Below are 17,312 nucleotides of genomic sequence, written 5' to 3'. Positions count from 1 at the left end.
ATTAATCATGCCGGGTCAAATTATCGGCACCGCCCGTTTTCGCAAGTCCATACCTCGCTTTCAAATAGCCCAAGGGCCAGAGATAGGCGGTATCGCGCAGCACATAGACTTCCTTGCTCCCGAACTTCATTTCTTCGGCGAAAGCCCGCAGCAAATCGATCCCGGCCAAGACCTCGTCCTGGCTCAAGGTTTGGCAAAGGCTTTGCGCGTAAGCATCGAAACGATATTGGCTGTCGGCGCAAACCTCCCGCCATACCCCCGGTTCGGCCAAACGCCGCCGCGCTTTTTCCAAATCCCGTGGACCGATCTTGCCCATTTCCGGCGTGGCATGGAGCAGCATCGCCGCAGCCCAAACACCCTGCCCCGCCAAATACATGGCACGGCGATGGATGATACCGGGTTTCCGCTCCACCATTTCCCGGACGATCGGCATTAGGAAATCGTTTTCCAACCGCTTGGAAGCCTGGGCGAAACCCTCCACAAAACCCCGATAAGCCACCTCGTCGGCATAATTCTTAAAACCCCATTCCAGATCGAACGTGGTTGTCCTAGGCTCGGATTCGCCCGCTGCCCGATAAGCACCGAACGAAGCACTCTTACCCACCTCCAGAAAAACAATATCTTCGGGTTTATAATGGGGCAAAGGAAATAACTCCAGAGCTGCCGCAAACGCCAAAGCCGCCACCTCTTGGCGGTCGATGAAATCCATTTTCACCGCTCCGCCAGATTCGGATTCCAAACCGGCCTTCAACCTAGCACCTTCTTCCGTAGCCCCTAGACCTTCATGGCCTACCACCTGGATTTGTTCCGGTCCGACCGAATATCCGGTACCCAAGCGATCCCGTAACGTATCCACCGCTATCAAAACCTCCCGCAACCCCCGGTCTGGGGCGGCACCCATTGTCACCGATGGTAATTGGGTAAAACAGGCACCTATCGCGGCTTGGCTATTCAAACAAGCTTTACCTAAATTGGCCACCCATGCCCTGACCTCCGGCCCGGCCACCTCGATCAAACCGGACAGGTCGGGATTGAATTTCCGGTTACTATCGGGTTTCTCTGCTCCATTTACATATCCCAGACCACTCCCACCATAAACCCCACTTCCAGTGGCGGACAATCCTTGCCCATACACCATGGACGGTTCCGGTTTTGGTACCCAAGTGGTCCAAACCAATCCACCCAAAACCACCACCAGTAGGACGGCCCAGGCTCCCAAGGGCAGCCAGGTAGCTGGATGTCGGGGGAATTCGACCGTTTCCGGCTTGAGCGAAGCGCCGCATTCCGGGCAGATGGGAGGATCGCCGGTATCGGAAGCAATTACTACCCGCTGGTCGGCCAGACCACAGGTTCCGTAACGGATACATCGATATTGAGGTGCCATGAGGACTCGCGCAAAGAATTCCGCATCGACGCGGGCTATGGCGGACGTTCCTGGCAATAACCAGCGCAGCATCGGGAAAGGTTGATGGAACGGCTCACATTACCGGAAAGCCTGGCAAAACAAAATGGAGGCGTTTTGGATGGAGCAGGTTTGGCGAAGGCCATGGGGCGGAAAGGTGTGAGCAGATTAACATCAGATAGGCACAGGCCGGTGGGAATCGATCCACATCCTTGTGGAGTGTGTCAGCAAGCCTGTCAACTCATTGCAATTGAATCACTTGGTACAGGGATTCGTTTAATTTCCGGTCCGGCTCGCCATCGAATTTCGTGACACGGTCATCGTCGAATATGACCACGATCCTGTCACCGCCCAAAACCGCGAGACCTTCGGCCTTATGGGCGAACTTTACCGGTTTGCCGGTAATCGCGTCTTTAATCAAAACTGGATGGGCCTGCTGCCCCGGTTCGCTTTCCAAAGCTTTTTCATCCAAAACCCAGAGGTAAGCGCCCAGTTTCTTGGAAGGTTCTTCGCCTTGCTCGAAACTAGTCAACAAATAAAGTCTTTTATTGGCCGGGTCGTACTCGACGCTGGAAAGTCCAACCGCTTGCGGCACACCCGCTGCTTGATCTTCCGGCGACACATCGAATTGATATTTGAGTTTATAGTCGCTCCCCAAGCTTATCTGATTGTTGGCGATGGTATATCCCACCTCCACCAATTTTCTGGCATAGTTAAATTTATCGTAGCTCTCGCCCAACTCGCGAATCCCGAATAACAAGCGACCGGTATTATCCTGAGGTGACTTGGCCGGGATGGCGGCAATCCCTTCGATCTTGAAATACCCCGGCTTCTTGCCGTCCTCTGCCACCGTTTTTTCGATTTGCTCGCGGAATTGGTCGATATCCTGTTCCGTCTTCCCAATCAGCACTTGGGGTTGATCGTGATGATCCGAGGGCCAAGCCAAAATCCGGTTATAAGCGTTCCAGTCCGGCTTGTTTGGATCAAAACGGTCGAAAGCCGTGGTGGCGATCACCCATGCCCTGTCGGGGGTGGTGGCCATGCCTTCGTATTTGCTGGACTTGATATAGGCATCCGGGATTTTGAAGTAATCCGGCGAACTATCCATCCTGCTCCCATCGGTCCATCCTATAGCGAATACCGGCGAACCGTCGGGGATGGCTTTATCATTGGCAAAAACCAGGGTTTTTTCGGCTTTCGCCACCGCTGATAGTTCACAGGTCGGTGGTTTTTCGATTTTTAATTTTTCGGTGGAGAAGCAGGCGATCCATTGGCTGGATTGCACGGAGGCGGTTTGAGGTCCGATTCCACTGCATCCGGCGTTGGTGAAAAATAATGACAAGCAGGCCAGCCTTAATAAATATCTATTATATTCCAACCTTTTCATTTCATAACTCCCCTAGTTTTATCATGCTAATTAATAAGATAAAAAACCAAACTAACACTTATCATCCATCATACATTTTTCTTTAAGATACCCTAAAGACCAAACCAATAAGGCATCCCGAATAAAAAATATTTTATCCTTCTTTTCAAAATCCATCACCTTGGCAAAGGCCCTTAATATATCCATTCCTGCAATAACTTGCCTTGTTGTGAAAGTATCGCAACTCTTTTTTATCTCGAGATTGCTGGTGTCTCTACATATAATATCCATCTCACCATCCACAGCCAGCTTCCTTAGCTTCTTGATATTTATAGGATTTATCTCAGGGAATCGACGCCTATCCCCCGAATGCATGAAATTCGTGAGCGCCCAATTGATCCCCCCAATCAGATAAACTCTACTACGGCTTTTCATTCCCGGCTTCCGCTCCGCAATCTCAGCAAACTCCGGCTCCAGCTTCGTCTCCATAATTTGATTTGATCTTACCTGAAAATCAGCGTCGTTTTTCATCGAACCGCCATTAGGATCACCATTGCTTTGCTGAAGGCTGTTTTCAACGAACTCAGCGTATCGCTTAACGCCCAAAGGATATGAAAATGTCTCGATCCTATCCTGTTCGCTAGCTAGGTAATAAGACCCAACGATGCCTCCGCTGCCAACATCCAGAACTATCACTTTTTTCTTTTTGTCCGCCCTATTTCTACCACCAACACCATTTGGTATAATAATATTCAATATACCCTCAGCATTTAATCTAGCCTCATCATTAGATTTTATAAATTCCATTTTTCTTGCCCAACCTATTTCTTTTTCTATTCTTTTTTTCAAATCAGCCTTATCTTCTTCAGGCATTTTTCCAACACTGCTGCTGCCCACGATATAAATATTATTAATATCTACCGCTCGCGCCTTAGCGCTAATCATGGCTTCGATCATTTCACGGACGCTCCGCGCGACTTCATCGAAGGCTGTCTTATCAATCGCATTGACATTGTACGGTTCTATCATAGTATCCCGATTGAACAAGCAGCCTACCATATCGACTTCACTTCTCTGGCATTGCTCACTCTTATCTATTTCATTGAAATTGACAAGCAACCCCTTGACTCCTTTACCACCTACTTCAATAACAGCAAATAAATCTGGATTCTTCACAGTCCCGGATGGTTCCTCCATCCCCCATGCCTTTATTACATTCCTAGCTACATCAGCCACATCACTGGGTGGATTAGAATACTTCGCTATAAATTCTATATATTCTAATATATCTTCATTTTCCTGTTTAATCACCTCACTTTGATCAGTACCTTTCAATTTACTAATAAGCCTATATCCCTCATATTGAACGCCACCAGACTCAATCAGCGCTTTAATTCTAGAAACATGCTCAGGTTTAGTTAGCCGCCCATATGCAGCCTTAAACTTGGCAATTTCAGGATCGGTAGGTATCACCACAGCGTAAGCAGAGTCCACAACCGCGTACTGAAAAATCAACAAAGTGAATACCAAGAATTGCGATATGGGTCTAACAAAGAAAATTACCGAACGCAGCATGGCCTATCTCCAAGCTAGATTTATTTCAATGAGCCTTAACGGCGCTTAACGGATGGAAAATCTTCCCTCCACTCGGACTCAGGCTTAGGTTCCCAAATAGAATTGCCTCGCTCCGAAGCTGGCTCTAACTTTGCGTCCGGTTCCAATCGCGGCGATGACTCGGGTCGCACTTCCACCACCCGCTTTTCCGGCGTTGGCGTAGATACCGGAGCCGGCACAATCGGCTCTTGCCTACCGGGAGAAAGTAATAAATACCCCACACCCACGGCGATGGCCAAAACCGCCACCGCCACGCCGCCGATGATCCAATACCCCTGCCCGTCCCCGGCTTTGCCGGGATCGGCGACCAACACCAATGTTTTTCCGCATTCCGGGCAGATGAAATTGGTATCATCGGCCTGCAATAATTTGCGGCTATCCGCGTTGGCGCAGACGCCGTAGTTTTTGCACCGCCCTGTTTTCTGCGTCATAAGCCCACCTTTCGCAATTTTCGACATAACCCCGCCAGACCGGGCTTAGCTTACTACTCCGATTTATCGGGGTATCGCCGCCTGCAATGCCGCTAGCTCGCGCTTCAACCTATCCCGTTCGGCGATTTGCGGATTACCTTTTTTAACCTTGGCTTTCATCGCTTTAATATCTGTTTGGTATTGACCTATTCGCCGGTTTAGGCGGGCATTGGCCTTACCTGCTTGTTTCAAGGCCCCACCGATATCACCCAATTCCTTTTCCATGCCATCTAAATCGGCCTGTGCTTGCGCCAGAGCGGTTTCGGTATCCTGCTTGGCCTGTTCCACCTCGGCGGATTGTTGGGCCAATTGTTGTTTAAGCTCCTGCTCGTTCGCCAATATTTTCTTGCCTTCGTCGATCCGGCCTTGATAGGCATCGCTGGCATGGCAGTTGACACTGCCGAAAAATCCAGGATCGTAACGCGGATCGCAATCACGGGTGGTGGCGCAACCGGACAGGCCCGCCACCAATATCAAGCCCGCTAAATATTGGTAATGCATGGGTTTAACCACTGACGGTGGACACATCGAGTTTTTGCGTGAACCCCCGGACCTCTTGATCCGCCGCGTTCACCTGTTGTTGCAGGGATTGCACCTCCTGGCCGATGCGCGGGTCGGTCGCCACGGCATAACGGTCCTGCCATTGCTTATCGACATGCCGCAAATCGTCCAGCTTCTTCTCCAGCAACGCCTGGGTTTTGCGCAGAGCGGCTTTGCGCTTCTTGGCTTCGTCTAGGCTGATTTTGTGCTGGGCGTAGTCCTGTTCAAGCTGGGCGAGCTTCGCCAAGTTTTCATTGACGACCTGCTGTTGAGTAGCGACATAGGAAGATACCCGCTGATTGTCTTGGCGTACATCGGTGATAACCGATTGCAGGAATTGCTCTTGGTTGGCGTATTGCTGGCGCTTCTGGGCCATGTATTCCGCGGCGGTCAAGCCGAGGCCGCACCCGGCCAGGGCCGAGGCCACGCAGGTTCCGGTGCTGCCCCCAGCGGCGGCGCAGATGCCACCCCCCAACGCCGCACCCAGCAGGCAGCCCTGGAGGTGGGAACTGCTGAACCATTCGCTTTGCGTCTCCAAGCGCTGTTCGGATGGGCTACGCGGCACGGAGGCGCAGGCGGACAGGGCCAAGGTCGCCAGGGCGACGGCCAGGGTGTTGATGGTCGATCTGGGTTGATTCATCGTTTTCCCCCTTTTTAGGTAGTTCATTCCAAACGGACCGCCGCGCAATCCCGATACCAAGCCTCCCGGTTTTGCTTGCCATCGGCGGCGTAGCGCTGGGCGTGTCCGTACAGCAGCTTCACGAAGGGCATGAAATCCTGGTATCTGCGCTGCTCGATCCGGGTCAGGAGCAGGTCTTTCTCGGCGGTCAGGATGTCCATGGGGTAGCTCCGGGCCAGTTCCAACACCGCATCGGCGTAGAAGCCGAGATTATTGGCGACCCGATCCTTGAGCTTGAGAATTCTTGTTTCATCGTTAAGGCAATCCTGCCCTTTGGTATCCCTTAGGCAATGGGCTTTCTTCCGATTTTCCCAAGGTTCGATGACATTGTACTCATCGTCGCGGAGTTTTTGACAGATCATCGCGGCAGTGCGTAGCGCTTCCCTGGCGGCACGCCTGCGGTCTTCGTTTTGGAATTCGATCACACGGGCGGTTTCACCCCAAACATGGTTCAAACGCCTACGCAGTAGCGGATGGTTAGCTTGGCTCGCCAAATCGCTGATATCGGCCAGCAGGTCGCTGCGTGATTCATTAGACAGCTTGCCCAGAGGATCGGGACAAGCACTCACCACCGCGCCAGACTGGACCGGAGCCGGACCAATCGGCACCACCGCAGCCTGGGCCGCCTGGCAGTGCTGGAGCGCCGCTTCCGCTTGCCCGAGCCGCTGGGCGAGACGCGGGTCCGGGGTGGGGGTTGGCGGTGCCGGTTGTGGCTGCGGCTGTGCCGCCCGCGACGGAGCCGCTTCGTCCTTGAGGTTCGCCCACTCGGCCTCGATGGCGCGGAGGTTCTGTTCGCTGATGACCGGCCCGGCCACGGCGACGCGGAAGCCGGTGGTCTCGGCCCGGCGCGGTTGCTTGTCGGTGTAGTAAGGTTCTTCGCGGCGCAGGGAGGAACGGATATCCCCGGCGGCGGTGTCGAAATTGCCGCCGCGCACCACGAAACCCCCGGCCCGCCCATGCCAATGGGAATGCTTGGTCAGATGAAACAGGTCGAAGGCCATTTCATCGACATTGCCCAGAATATCGTACAGCCCCAACGGATTCGGACCCAGCAGTCCGATGTACTGGACCTTGCCATTGGCGGATTCCGTGCCCTGGTGCTGGACATAGCGGTATAACTCGCCATCCTTGATGAAATTGGGACCGCGGAAATCGGCCTCGTTCACGGCATTGCCACCCCGCGCCGCGAATTCCCATTCCACCTCGGTCGGCAAGCGGACGAAACCCAGCGATTTGCCATCCTTGGGCACTTGGTCCTGGGCGTTGGCCAGCAGCCATTGGGTATAACCATCGGCGAAAGCCACCGCGTCGAACCAGCTCAGACCGGCCTTGGGAAAGTTCTCCTCGGGCAAGCCTTGGCAATCCAGCGGCCCGTCCTTATGGGCGAGGGAGCGCCGGACCGCCTCGTATTGGCGCTGGGTCACCTCGTATTTGCCCAATAGGAAATAGCGCCGGGCCGCATTGCCCGCGATGGGGAAGGCCCCCGCCAAATAGGCATCCACCGCGCCTTCCTTGGGACCGAGTACCGCGCCGGGGTTTTCCTCGCCCAACCGCAGCTTTTGCTCGCCCAAGGCACCGCCGCCCGCGGTTTCGACCCGTCGGAACACCATCTTGCCGCCGCAAGGCATGGGCAAGGCCACATCGTCCGGCAAGGGTTTAGCCGGATCGTTCAAGGCGTCCAGCCCATCGGCCCCCAACGCCAGCCCCCCGGCCAGCCACAACAGCAAGCCCAGTCCCCAATCAGCCATTCTCACGCAGGCATTCCGCCGGCTGGATCGATTGCGCATGGAAAACCCCCAGTAACGAAGCCAACAAGGTAAAACCCAAGGTGCCGGCGGCGGCGGTCAGCGCGTCCCCGACTTCCAGGCGGCAAAGCGCCCCGGCCACGCCGCCGTAACCCAATAATTCGGCGAACACCCCCGCACCGTAGTGGTTGAGCGCCATGGCTCCCGCCGCGTACAGCGCCCCGGCGATGACGAAGGCCGCGCCACCCAGGAGCAAAGCTTGATACAGGCAGAAAGCCAGGATTTCGCAGCCCGCGAGACCCATCAAGCGCAGCAAAGCCAAACTGCCGCGCTTGCGTTCGAGGGTGATCCAACTGGCGCCGCCGAAGGCGCAGCCCCCCCCCACCAAGGCTATCGTGCCGATCCAGGCCAAGACCCAGCCCAGCAGCCGGTCGGTGGCTTGCAGACGGGTGAGGTCGTCCATGCGGGTGCGGGTTTCCAGCCCGGAAGCCCGGAGGCGGTCGGCCAGCGGAATCACATCCTCGGGCCGGTGGGCATAAAGCCGGGCCTTGGCATAGGTGGTGCGCGGGCCGGCACGGTGTTTGCCCGCCAGCAAGGAAGAAGCGGTGCGGGCCGGAGCAGCGGTGGCGGGCTGGACCAAAGGAAACAGCGTGAACTCCGCACCCGTCGGGAACAGGTCATCGGGCGCATCGGGCCAGAGCAGCCAGGACGGTAGCGGTCCGCCCCAAGCACTGCCGCAAACGGCGGACGGTGGCGCTCCCGCCTCGGGAAGCGCTTCCCGCCCGAATAGCAAGGCGGGCGCGGCATAGCCCTCCTTGTAATCCTCGACGGCTTCCAGGAATTCCAAGCGGGTGAACAACGCGGGCCGGGCCAACGATGCTTCCGGCACGATGCCCGCGACCGTCAATGCCAGGGCTTCGCGCTGGTCGATGCCGTCCAGGGTGCGCGTGATCCAAACTTTGATGCGCTCGCCGGGCGACACGGCCAGTTGGGCGGCGGCGGGATGGGTCAGCAGGACGGAATCGATCCGGTCGGGCGGGACCAGTCCCGGCGGCAACAAGGGATCGCCCACCGCCGTGGGCACGATATCCACCTGCCGGAGTTGCAGGCCGTCCTGGTTTTCCAGATCGACCACGGCGCTCAGGGTACGGGTGCCGGGAATGACGAAGCGGACCTGTTCGGTATCGGCGCGGAGTTGCTCGAACCAAGCCGGGGATAAACGGGTGTTCTCGAAAATCAGGACTTCGAGGTTGCGCGGGTCTTTGAGCAGGATTTCGCGCAAGGTGTACAGCACCCCGGCCTTGAGTCCCAGCAACAACAACAGCGGGGCCAGCACGCTGACGATGGACAAGGCCAGGGCCGCCGACACCCGCCAATCGTGGCGCAAATCCTGGAACCCCAAGCGCAAAGCCAAACCCCTGCGCGACTGCGGCGCGGGATTCGGATGGACCGGGGCGCTCTCAGACCGCATGGTCGAACCTCGCCAACCGGCCTCCGGCATCGACCCAGGCCCGCATTTCCCGCAGGCCCAAGCGCTGGATCAAATCGCGGTCGTGGGTGACGATGACCGCCATGCCACGCCCGTCACGTACCAAACCCACCAACAAACCCAGGACGGCTTCGGCGCGGGCCGGGTCCAGCGCGGCCGTGGGTTCGTCAGCCAGCAGCAAGGGCGGAGCATGGGCCAGGGCGCGGGCGATGGCGACCCGCTGGCGTTCGCCCACCGAAAGCTGGCCCGGTTTCTTCGCCAGTAGATGGCGGATATCGAGGGTATCGACCAGGCGGTCCACCTCCGGGCCACCTTCCGACAGGCCGACCAAGCGCCGGGGCAGGCCGATATTGCCGCGCACGTCCAGGAATGGCACCAAACCGCCGCTTTGCAGGATGAAGCCGAGCCGGTGGGCGCGTAGCCCACAGAGCGCGTCTTCGCGCCCATGCCGCCATAAAGCGGGGATGTCGAGCGGCGGCTGTTCCGCGTCCACCCGCCATGCCAGATGGCTGCCGGGACCGGGTTCCAGCACCAGTCCGAGCATTTCCAACAGCGTGCTTTTGCCGCAGCCGCTGGGGCCGGTCAGGGCCAGGATTTCCCCCGCGCCCAGCGTGGCGCGGGCGGTCCCTACCCTGAAATCCTCGTCGCCGACGCCCCTGGTGCGCCGCAACTCGAATTCAAGGCGGGGCGCGGCGACCATGACCATGGTTCAGGGCAAGGCGTCCAAGGGCACGGGATAGACCTTATCGCCGTCCTCCACCGCAGAGTCCGGCCCGCCCAAGGCAATCCAGCGACGGTTATCGCTCTCGTACTCGCGGTAGCGCTCCAGTTTGTTCTCGACCTCGCGGATGAAATCGTCCTGTTCAGTCGGCCCGAGACCGGCCCAGCGCTCCGGCGTCATGCCCATCACATGGCTCTGGTAGGGAAGCCCATCCAGGTATTCGCCCAACAGGCCCATTTCGGCGAGGCTGAGTTTTTCCTGGTGGCGGGCCTGGGTGGGATCGCGGCCCAGGGCGGCGATATAGGAACGCAGGCTGTTGTAGAACTCGCCGGAGGATTTCTGCCCGGCGCGGGCGGCGTCGAGGATGGCCTTGACGGTATCGGCCAGGTTGCTGAGTTCGTTGCGGGACAACAAGACCTTGACCTCGACATTGGGCCGCACCGGATCGACGAGGTCGCGGTCGTTCATCCAGCCGGCGAAGTCGGCGGGCACGCCTCCGGCGGTTACTTTGCCAAGATATTCCAGGCGCAAGGCATGGCCCAGCACTTCGGCATGGCGGCGCATCCGGTCGAGTTGTTGATTGCTAGCCGTGTTGCCGGTTTGGAGCGGCGGGCACAGTTTGGCCCAATCGACTTTCCCACCCTGCCCTGGTCGGCTGGCGGCATCGATATTGTGAGTCATCGACCGCGCCACACAGTCGATATACGCCCCGAAATCGGCGATATCCCCGGCGTTCTCGACCGGGTAGTACAGCGATTCCCCGGTTTGCACATTGCGGGTCAATTGCCGGTATTGGTTGGCGGCCTTGGCGTGGTCGTTATATTCCTTGCCCTGTGAGGTTTTGAGATGGATGGCGTAGAGCGTGACGCCACGGTCGTCCAAAGCGCTATCGCGGATTTCCTCGGCGGTCTTGCCGGTAGCCGAAAGGGGTCGGCCCTTGTCGTCGCGGTCGCCCGGACCCAAGGCACCGGCATCGGTGATAAGTACGGCGTATTTGGCGAGATAGGGCTGCCAATCGATGGACTTGAGCGCCCGGTCGATACCGGCATAGGCGTCCTCGTCGAATTTCGCGCTGGACACGTGGGCCTCTTCGACGCTGTCGATCCCGGCCTCGAAAGTGCGGATGTTATCGGGCGCGTTGGGATCGACCACCAATTTATCGACATATTCCAGACCCGGCGCGGCCTTGACGCTGGAACGGAACGCCACCAAGCCGAAATGAATTTCGCCTCCCATGGGGGAATGGCGCAATTGGTCGAAAATCTGCCTCACCGCCTGCTTGGTGCGGTCGATGTAGGGCTTCATCGAAATCGTGGAATCGATCACGAACACCACCGCCGCCTTGGGTTTTTCCGGCAGTGGCGGAGGTGTTTCGTCGCCCTCGGCCTGGGTGACAGCATGGACTTTGAGCAAGTGCATCGGCCTCCCGCCACCGTTGCGGATTTCCCTGGAATCGGTGATCGGCAGCAGGTAGAACTTCTGATTAAAGTCGATGTAATTCTCGGGTTCGGCGGAAACGATCCGGGAGTCGCCGACCCGTAGCTGACCCACGTCCGCCGCCGGATCGGTGGATTTGGCGATACTTTCCAAAGCGGTATCGTCTTTGAACAGCCAGACCCGCTCGCGGCCCGCCGGGTTGTCGAACACCACGGTGATTTGTTGCTTCCAAGCTACGGCGGAAGCACCGCGCAGCCAACCCTCCGGCTTGCATTCGGCGCTACCGCCGACTTGCAACCATTCCTCGCCGCCGAGCGACTGCCGTTGATAGACATAGAAGCGGGTCAGCGGCGCTTGGGCCTCGCCCTGCCCGTTCCCCGGTTGCGTGGTCAGGACCGCGCCGGGTCGGGTCAGGATGCGCTCGTACAGGCTGCGCTTGCCGGGCAGGAGCAAGGGTTGCGGCACGCAACGGGCGGGAGCTATAGGCGGGGGCTTGGCGATGATCGGTGTCGGCACCGGCGCGGCTTCTGGCTTATCTTTGCCGGACAGCAGCCAATACCCCGTACCGCCGATCGCCCCGGCCGCAACCAACCCGAGCAAACCCAGCAGCGGCCAGTTCGGTCCCGCAGATTTGGGACGCACATAATCTGATAGGCCAGAGCCGCACTCCGGGCAGACGAAATTGAATTCGTCGGCGTCGATGACCGTGTGTTGCTTGGCCTTGGCGCAGCCATCATAGTTTTTACAGCGCCCCGCCTTCTTAGCCATAACTCCCCCGAGCTATCGGTTATTAGATGCGATATACGCGGACACCGGCATCCGCCGCTATTTCGGCGACCACTCCCGCCAGCGATTCCGCGCATACTCGTTCGCCACCCGCTCGTACTCGGTGGCGGGATTGGAATACTCGGCCACGAAAGCGAACAAGGTCCGCCGGTCCTGGTTTTCCTGGCCGACCAAGCTCCGCTGCTCCGGAGTCAGCCGGGCCCCCTCCACGGGATTCAGCAGGCCGGACTCGCTGCCAACCAACTGGCCGGCCTGTTTGAGCGCATCAATATCGAGCGACCGCGCCTTGATCCGGCCCACCGCGCCCCAGGCCAGCCGCAGCTTGCCGGGTGGCAGGGTTTCGGGGGCTTGGGCGGGCGGGGCGGCGAATTCGTTCATCCATTGCTCCATGGGCTTACGCATCGCGGTACCGCCGCCACCCGCGAACCCGGATACTCCGGCGGCGGCCATCCCCTCCGCCGCCGGACGCGACAGGTAATACCCCAACCCGCTACCCAGCCCGGCCAACAAGACCAGCCCCGCACCCAGGACCAGTCTGCGCCGGACGACACCGTCCGGTGGCCCACCCTGGCCGGTGCTTTCGGCCAGGGGCGACCGGCACTCGGGATTGCCGCACACGAACTCGGCCCCCGCTTCCACCGCCTGCAACAGCCGGTCGTCGGCGAAATGGCAGACCCCGTAATTCCTGCACCTGCCTTGCCTCAGCGCCATGGCCCCACCCCGCTCAACGCAGCGCCATCACCCGCTGGATCGCCGCCCCGCAGGCTTCGTCCATCTTGAGGTAGATTGGGTCGCGCTCATTGTGGTTGCGGTTGTGCTGGACATTCTCCAATTGCGCCAGCAGCTTTTGCTTGAGTTCCTCGCGGGCGGTGGCGATGCGGTATTGCTCCGCCGCCAAGGCATCCCTCACCCGTTTTTCCACCGCCTCGGATTGCTCCTGGGTCAGTTGCTCGATCAAGGCGCTGAGGACGGCGGTTTCGGTGGCGGGACGTGGTGGCGCGTCGAACAAGCCCAGCAAGGCATCGGGGTAATAGAAGAAGCGCGGACGGCCATCGGCATCCAACAGCTTGAGCTTGCGTTCCTGCTGGCCGGTGGCGTCGTTGTAGGCTTGCTCAAACACCCCAAGCGCGGCGGCGATTTGCAAAGCGGGCAACACCCGTTTACCCGCCTCGCCCGGCGCGGGCCGGAACAAACCGGGCAAGGCGGGCTGATGGTCCTCGATATGCACTTCCAACAGCGCCCGCTCGCGGGAACCGACATTAAGCCGGTAGTCATAGCGCTCTTTGAGCTGCCACACCGGCTCCAGATAGCGCAGGGGGAACACGTACTTGAAGGCGATCAGGCAGATTTCGTTGCCGCGGCGACCGCTGTCGATGATTTCCACCTTGCCCTCGAAACTATCGCGGAACAGGGCTTTGAGTTCCTCGCGGAACGATGCCCGTTCGTCGCAACGCGGCAGGCTGACCGCCAGCATGGAGTTGGGACCGACCCCGCCGCCGAATTCCACGCCACGCCATTGCATGAAGGTCAGGGAGCTACGCACCAAGGTCTTGATGTAATCGCGCAGCTTTTCCCGGTCGGCGAATTGCTCGGCCAGCTTGGTGACGATGTTGACACCGAAATGGCGGTTGTTGGGTCCGGTACGCTCGTCATGGGCCTGTTCGGCGTTCTGCCGCGCCACGTCCTCGAACACCCGCATGGCGTCGGCTTCCTTGATGAAATGCTGGACCATCATGGCGAAGCCTTTTTCCCGACCGCTCTTGCGCTGCTTGTTCTCGGCGGCGGTATCGACCGCCTTGCGCCGCAGGACGCCAGCCCAACTGCGTTGCATCTGCTCCAGTTCCAGCAAGCTGCGGCAGAAGCGCCGGACCCCGGCGGGTTCGTAGAATTTCACAACATTGGCAGTTTCGACGTTGCTGGCGGCATCATCCTGACAAGTCTGGCCGAGGCGGCGTTGGAAAAAGTCATTGACCTGGGACAAGCCGACCCGGAATTCGGCCAAACCGGGACGCAAACGGTCGCGCAATTCGGCGACAACCCGGCGCAGCAACTTCTCGGCGAAGGTCCAGGCCTGGATCAAGGTGCGCTTTTCATAGACTTCGGTCAGCAAATCGGCCTGGGCGTTGAAGATATCGCCGGGCCGTCCCATCGCCTTGCCCAGCAGCCCCACCTTGGCGAAGCGGGAGCTATTCTCATCCATACGCTCGTTGAGGGTGGAAAGGCTCTTCTTGATGGCTTCCAAGCGGGCGGGGATGGCCCCTAGGCGGCGCTCCAAATCCTCGATCAAATCATCGAGGAAGGTCTCCAGTTCCGTCACCGAATAGGTGCCATCCTGCCATTGGTCGAACATCCATTGCTCGACGGTATCGCAGATTTCGGCGACATGGCGGTCGGGCAAGCCCACATCGCGGCTCACTGCCTCGTACAGCTTATCCACCCCGATGCCCCGGAAACTATCGTTGTAATATTCCTGGAACGCGATCTCCAATTTGCCGAGGCGGGGATCGATACCATTGCCACTGCCACCCTCCCAGGCATCGGTCTTGAGATGGGGGGCGATATCGTTCCAGGTCTCCTGGATCGGTTTCCAGCGCTGGTTGGCAATTTCCGTGGCGAGGATGCCTTTGCTCAGGGTGATTTGCTCGTCGCTGAGTTTCCAGCCCGCCAGTTTGTCCTGTTTCTGCACGTCCAGTTTGAAGGCGATCTTTTTCTTCTCGTCCACGAAGGCGGTGGCGGTTTCGGCGGGCCAATGGTTGTAGAGCATCTGCAAAGCGGCCTGCGAGGCGAAACTGGCGGCGAAATGCTCGCGGATTTCTTCCTCCGGCACCAGCAGCCGCTTGAGTCCGAAGCTCAGGAAGCGGGTGCTGCGGACCTTCTGGGTGGGATCAGTGGTCTGGCCCTCGTCGTCGATGATGGTGTTTTCCAGGGTGATGGCATCGCGCAGGGGGCGGTATTGGCCGGCATCGGCGCTGTCGATCAGGAAGATGCGCTGGAACGCCAGTTGGGCGATGAGGTTGTGGATTTCCTCATTCTTGACCCCAATCACCAAGCCGCGCTCGTTGATATTGGACAGCACGAAACAGCCTTGCAAGCGGTCCAGCAGATGGGTGCGGCCCCCGGCAGCGATGTTCTCGAAACGATGGGCCGGGCCGGTATTGGCGGTGAGGTCGTAGGGGGTGAACAGCGGTCCGCCCTTGTTGGGACCGTCCTTGGGATCGGACAGCAGGTAGGCGTTGAGTTCCTGCAAGGCGGCATAGCCGTTGGCGTAATAATTGGTGCGCTCGCCATTGCTGGCCCATTCGGAATTGGGCTCGGGCAACAAGAGATAGAGGAAGATCGGGAACTCCCTGGAATTGGGGAAATGGCGGCGCAACTGGGCGATAACGTGCAGGAACGCCCCCGATCCGGTACCGCCAGCCAGGCCGCAGCACACATGAAAACTTACGCCCTGGACCCCGCTGGTGCCCGACAACTCGTTGCACAGGGTTTTCACCCGATCCACGAAAGCTTGGCATTGCGGCTCGAACAAGGCTTCGCCCAAGCGCCGCATCTGCCCGCCCGCCGCCTGCTGCACGTTCATCTGGCTGAAAATATCAGTCCACAACTGGGGGTTGCCGATATAGCGGTGGGTGACCGGGAAATGCTCGCGGTCGCGCAAGCGGGTTTGCAAGTCATTGTGGGCGATGGAGAGCCGGTGGCGCTCGTTGAGGGCGATCAAGGCACCGATATCGCCCTGGGTGCGCCAGCGCTCGCTGGCGGCGAGGTCGTTGGCGCTGGAATCGACATATAGATAGCCGATATGCACCACATGGTGCTTGCCGTCCGGGCCGATAGGCTCGACATTGCGGAATTCTTCGTACACCCCTTTGCGGAACGCCTTGATGACCTTGCCGCCGGTACCGCCCAGACCGATGATGAGATGATTGTTGCTCATGGTTTTCCTGTGATGGGTTCGAGTTTTTTCCAAGCGTCGTCAATGGCCGGGGCCAAGCCCAAGGCCGGGAAAGGATCGCCTCATGCTTTCAAGGTGGTGGGTTCCAAGCGCTTCCAGGCGTCGTACACGGCCAGCGCGGACAAGGGCAGCCACAGCAGCAACAGCAATCCGGCCAAGCCCAGGCGGGCCATCAGCACGATCCGCCCGATCTTCTGTTCGAGCAGGCGTTGCATTTCGGTCCCGGCCAGTTGCACCGCCTTGAAATGATCGTAGGCCGTGTCGGGGTTGTCGCGGAAGAATTTCTCCATGTCGCCACGCAAAACCTCGGGCAAAGGCCGCTCGTCCGCCCATAGCAATTGGGCGAGCAAGGGCAGCCGGGTCTGGAAATGCTCGGCCACGCGGTTGGAGTCGATGGTGGCGATGACGGATTGGGATTCGCGGTGGCTGGCGGGGATTTTGGTTCCGCCCTGTTCCGGGGCAGGATAGCCCGAGAAGTTTTCCAAGGGCTGGCCGTCGGGGGTTTTGAGGGCTTGGACCGCCCAGTATTGCTGGCGGAAGGATTCTTGGTTCCAGGCGTCATCGTGGGTGAAGCCGGTTTGCCAGGTCTTGAGGATGGTTTCGGCGGCGGGCTTGAGATAGGCGGTGGCGGGCAGCGACAAGAAGATCAGGCACGTCAGCGGGAACCACAACCCGGCCACGCCCCCCAAAATCCACCCCGGCCGCCAATCCCGCAACACCAAGCGCCCGCACAGCCAGAACAAGGCTTCGACCAAACACGCCAATATCACCGCGACGACCACCCAGCGATAAAAATCCGCGCTCAGCCCATGGAATTCGTTGAGCGCTTGCAGCAGTAATTCGTATAGCCCGTATAGCATTTTTCTGGTTTCCCGGATTTTGGTCCCCAACTTTTGCCCGGCCCGATGGAACAGTCCCGCACCGGACGCCTACCCATCAGCTAGCGGGGATTATATTCCGAATCCAGTCCTATAGAAGTTCCAAACCTTTACCGGAATGTAGCGCGGAGTTTAGCCTATCCCCAAACCCGGTATGTCACGGGCGGAATTGTTCGGGGATTGGAATATCCGGACGCCGGCAAGCGGGGTCCGCGCCAGGGCGGACCGTATGG

Annotated in this window: 13 protein-coding genes; all 13 read right to left on the bottom strand. The window is 58.9% G+C overall.

Features of this window, described 5'->3' with window-relative positions; translation table 11 throughout:
* Position 1 precedes the first annotated feature (1 nt).
* The 13 genes from B9N93_RS01755 to B9N93_RS01695 all read right to left on the bottom strand — a co-directional run bounded on the left by B9N93_RS01755 (position 2) and on the right by B9N93_RS01695 (position 17,061).
* Complete coding sequence (locus tag B9N93_RS01755) at positions 2-709, bottom strand: hypothetical protein (RefSeq protein ID WP_125468794.1); 708 nt, start codon at positions 707-709, stop codon at positions 2-4.
* A gap of 934 nt (positions 710-1,643) precedes the next feature.
* The gene (locus tag B9N93_RS01750; RefSeq protein ID WP_125468793.1) at positions 1,644-2,789 is read right to left on the bottom strand and encodes a hypothetical protein; all 1,146 of its coding nucleotides are present in this window, start codon (positions 2,787-2,789) and stop codon (positions 1,644-1,646) included.
* Between the two features lie 51 nt (positions 2,790-2,840).
* Complete coding sequence (locus tag B9N93_RS01745; RefSeq protein ID WP_085210336.1) at positions 2,841-4,343, bottom strand: hypothetical protein; 1,503 nt, start codon at positions 4,341-4,343, stop codon at positions 2,841-2,843.
* A 35-nt stretch (positions 4,344-4,378) separates the two neighbouring features.
* On the bottom strand, positions 4,379-4,813 hold the full coding sequence (locus B9N93_RS24380) for a hypothetical protein (protein WP_125468792.1): 435 nt from the start codon (positions 4,811-4,813) through the stop codon (positions 4,379-4,381).
* 63 nt (positions 4,814-4,876) lie between these two features.
* Positions 4,877-5,353, bottom strand: coding sequence for a hypothetical protein (locus B9N93_RS01740; RefSeq protein ID WP_085210334.1), 477 nt, complete (start codon positions 5,351-5,353; stop codon positions 4,877-4,879).
* Positions 5,354-5,357: 4 nt separating this feature from the next.
* Positions 5,358-6,032, bottom strand: a complete 675-nt coding sequence (locus B9N93_RS01735; RefSeq protein ID WP_085210332.1) for a hypothetical protein — start codon at positions 6,030-6,032, stop codon at positions 5,358-5,360.
* 23 nt (positions 6,033-6,055) lie between these two features.
* Positions 6,056-7,819: a formylglycine-generating enzyme family protein gene (locus tag B9N93_RS01730; protein ID WP_176225091.1), complete on the bottom strand. Its 1,764-nt coding sequence runs from the start codon at positions 7,817-7,819 to the stop codon at positions 6,056-6,058.
* Positions 7,812-9,287 (bottom strand): ABC transporter permease, encoded by a 1,476-nt coding sequence (locus B9N93_RS24375; protein WP_125468791.1) that lies wholly within the window; start codon positions 9,285-9,287, stop codon positions 7,812-7,814. The genes B9N93_RS01730 and B9N93_RS24375 overlap by 8 nt, the downstream gene beginning before the upstream one ends.
* On the bottom strand, positions 9,277-10,005 hold the full coding sequence (locus tag B9N93_RS01715) for an ABC transporter ATP-binding protein (RefSeq protein ID WP_217807249.1): 729 nt from the start codon (positions 10,003-10,005) through the stop codon (positions 9,277-9,279). Before B9N93_RS01715 ends, B9N93_RS24375 begins: the two co-directional genes overlap by 11 nt.
* Positions 10,006-10,014: 9 nt before the next feature.
* Complete coding sequence (locus B9N93_RS01710; RefSeq protein ID WP_085210321.1) at positions 10,015-12,231, bottom strand: vWA domain-containing protein; 2,217 nt, start codon at positions 12,229-12,231, stop codon at positions 10,015-10,017.
* A 57-nt stretch (positions 12,232-12,288) separates the two neighbouring features.
* Positions 12,289-12,960: a YdbL family probable chaperone protein gene (locus B9N93_RS01705; RefSeq protein WP_085210319.1), complete on the bottom strand. Its 672-nt coding sequence runs from the start codon at positions 12,958-12,960 to the stop codon at positions 12,289-12,291.
* 13 nt (positions 12,961-12,973) lie between these two features.
* Positions 12,974-16,183, bottom strand: coding sequence for a tubulin-like doman-containing protein (locus tag B9N93_RS01700; protein WP_085210317.1), 3,210 nt, complete (start codon positions 16,181-16,183; stop codon positions 12,974-12,976).
* A gap of 80 nt (positions 16,184-16,263) precedes the next feature.
* Positions 16,264-17,061, bottom strand: coding sequence for a hypothetical protein (locus B9N93_RS01695; RefSeq protein WP_085210315.1), 798 nt, complete (start codon positions 17,059-17,061; stop codon positions 16,264-16,266).
* Between the last annotated feature and the right edge of the window lie 251 nt (positions 17,062-17,312).

This window comes from Methylomagnum ishizawai, assembly GCF_900155475.1.
GTDB classification, from domain to species: Bacteria; Pseudomonadota; Gammaproteobacteria; order Methylococcales; family Methylococcaceae; genus Methylomagnum; species Methylomagnum ishizawai_A.
The sequence above is the reverse complement of the archived record's forward strand: the minus strand, read 5'-3'. Positions and strand labels throughout refer to the sequence as shown.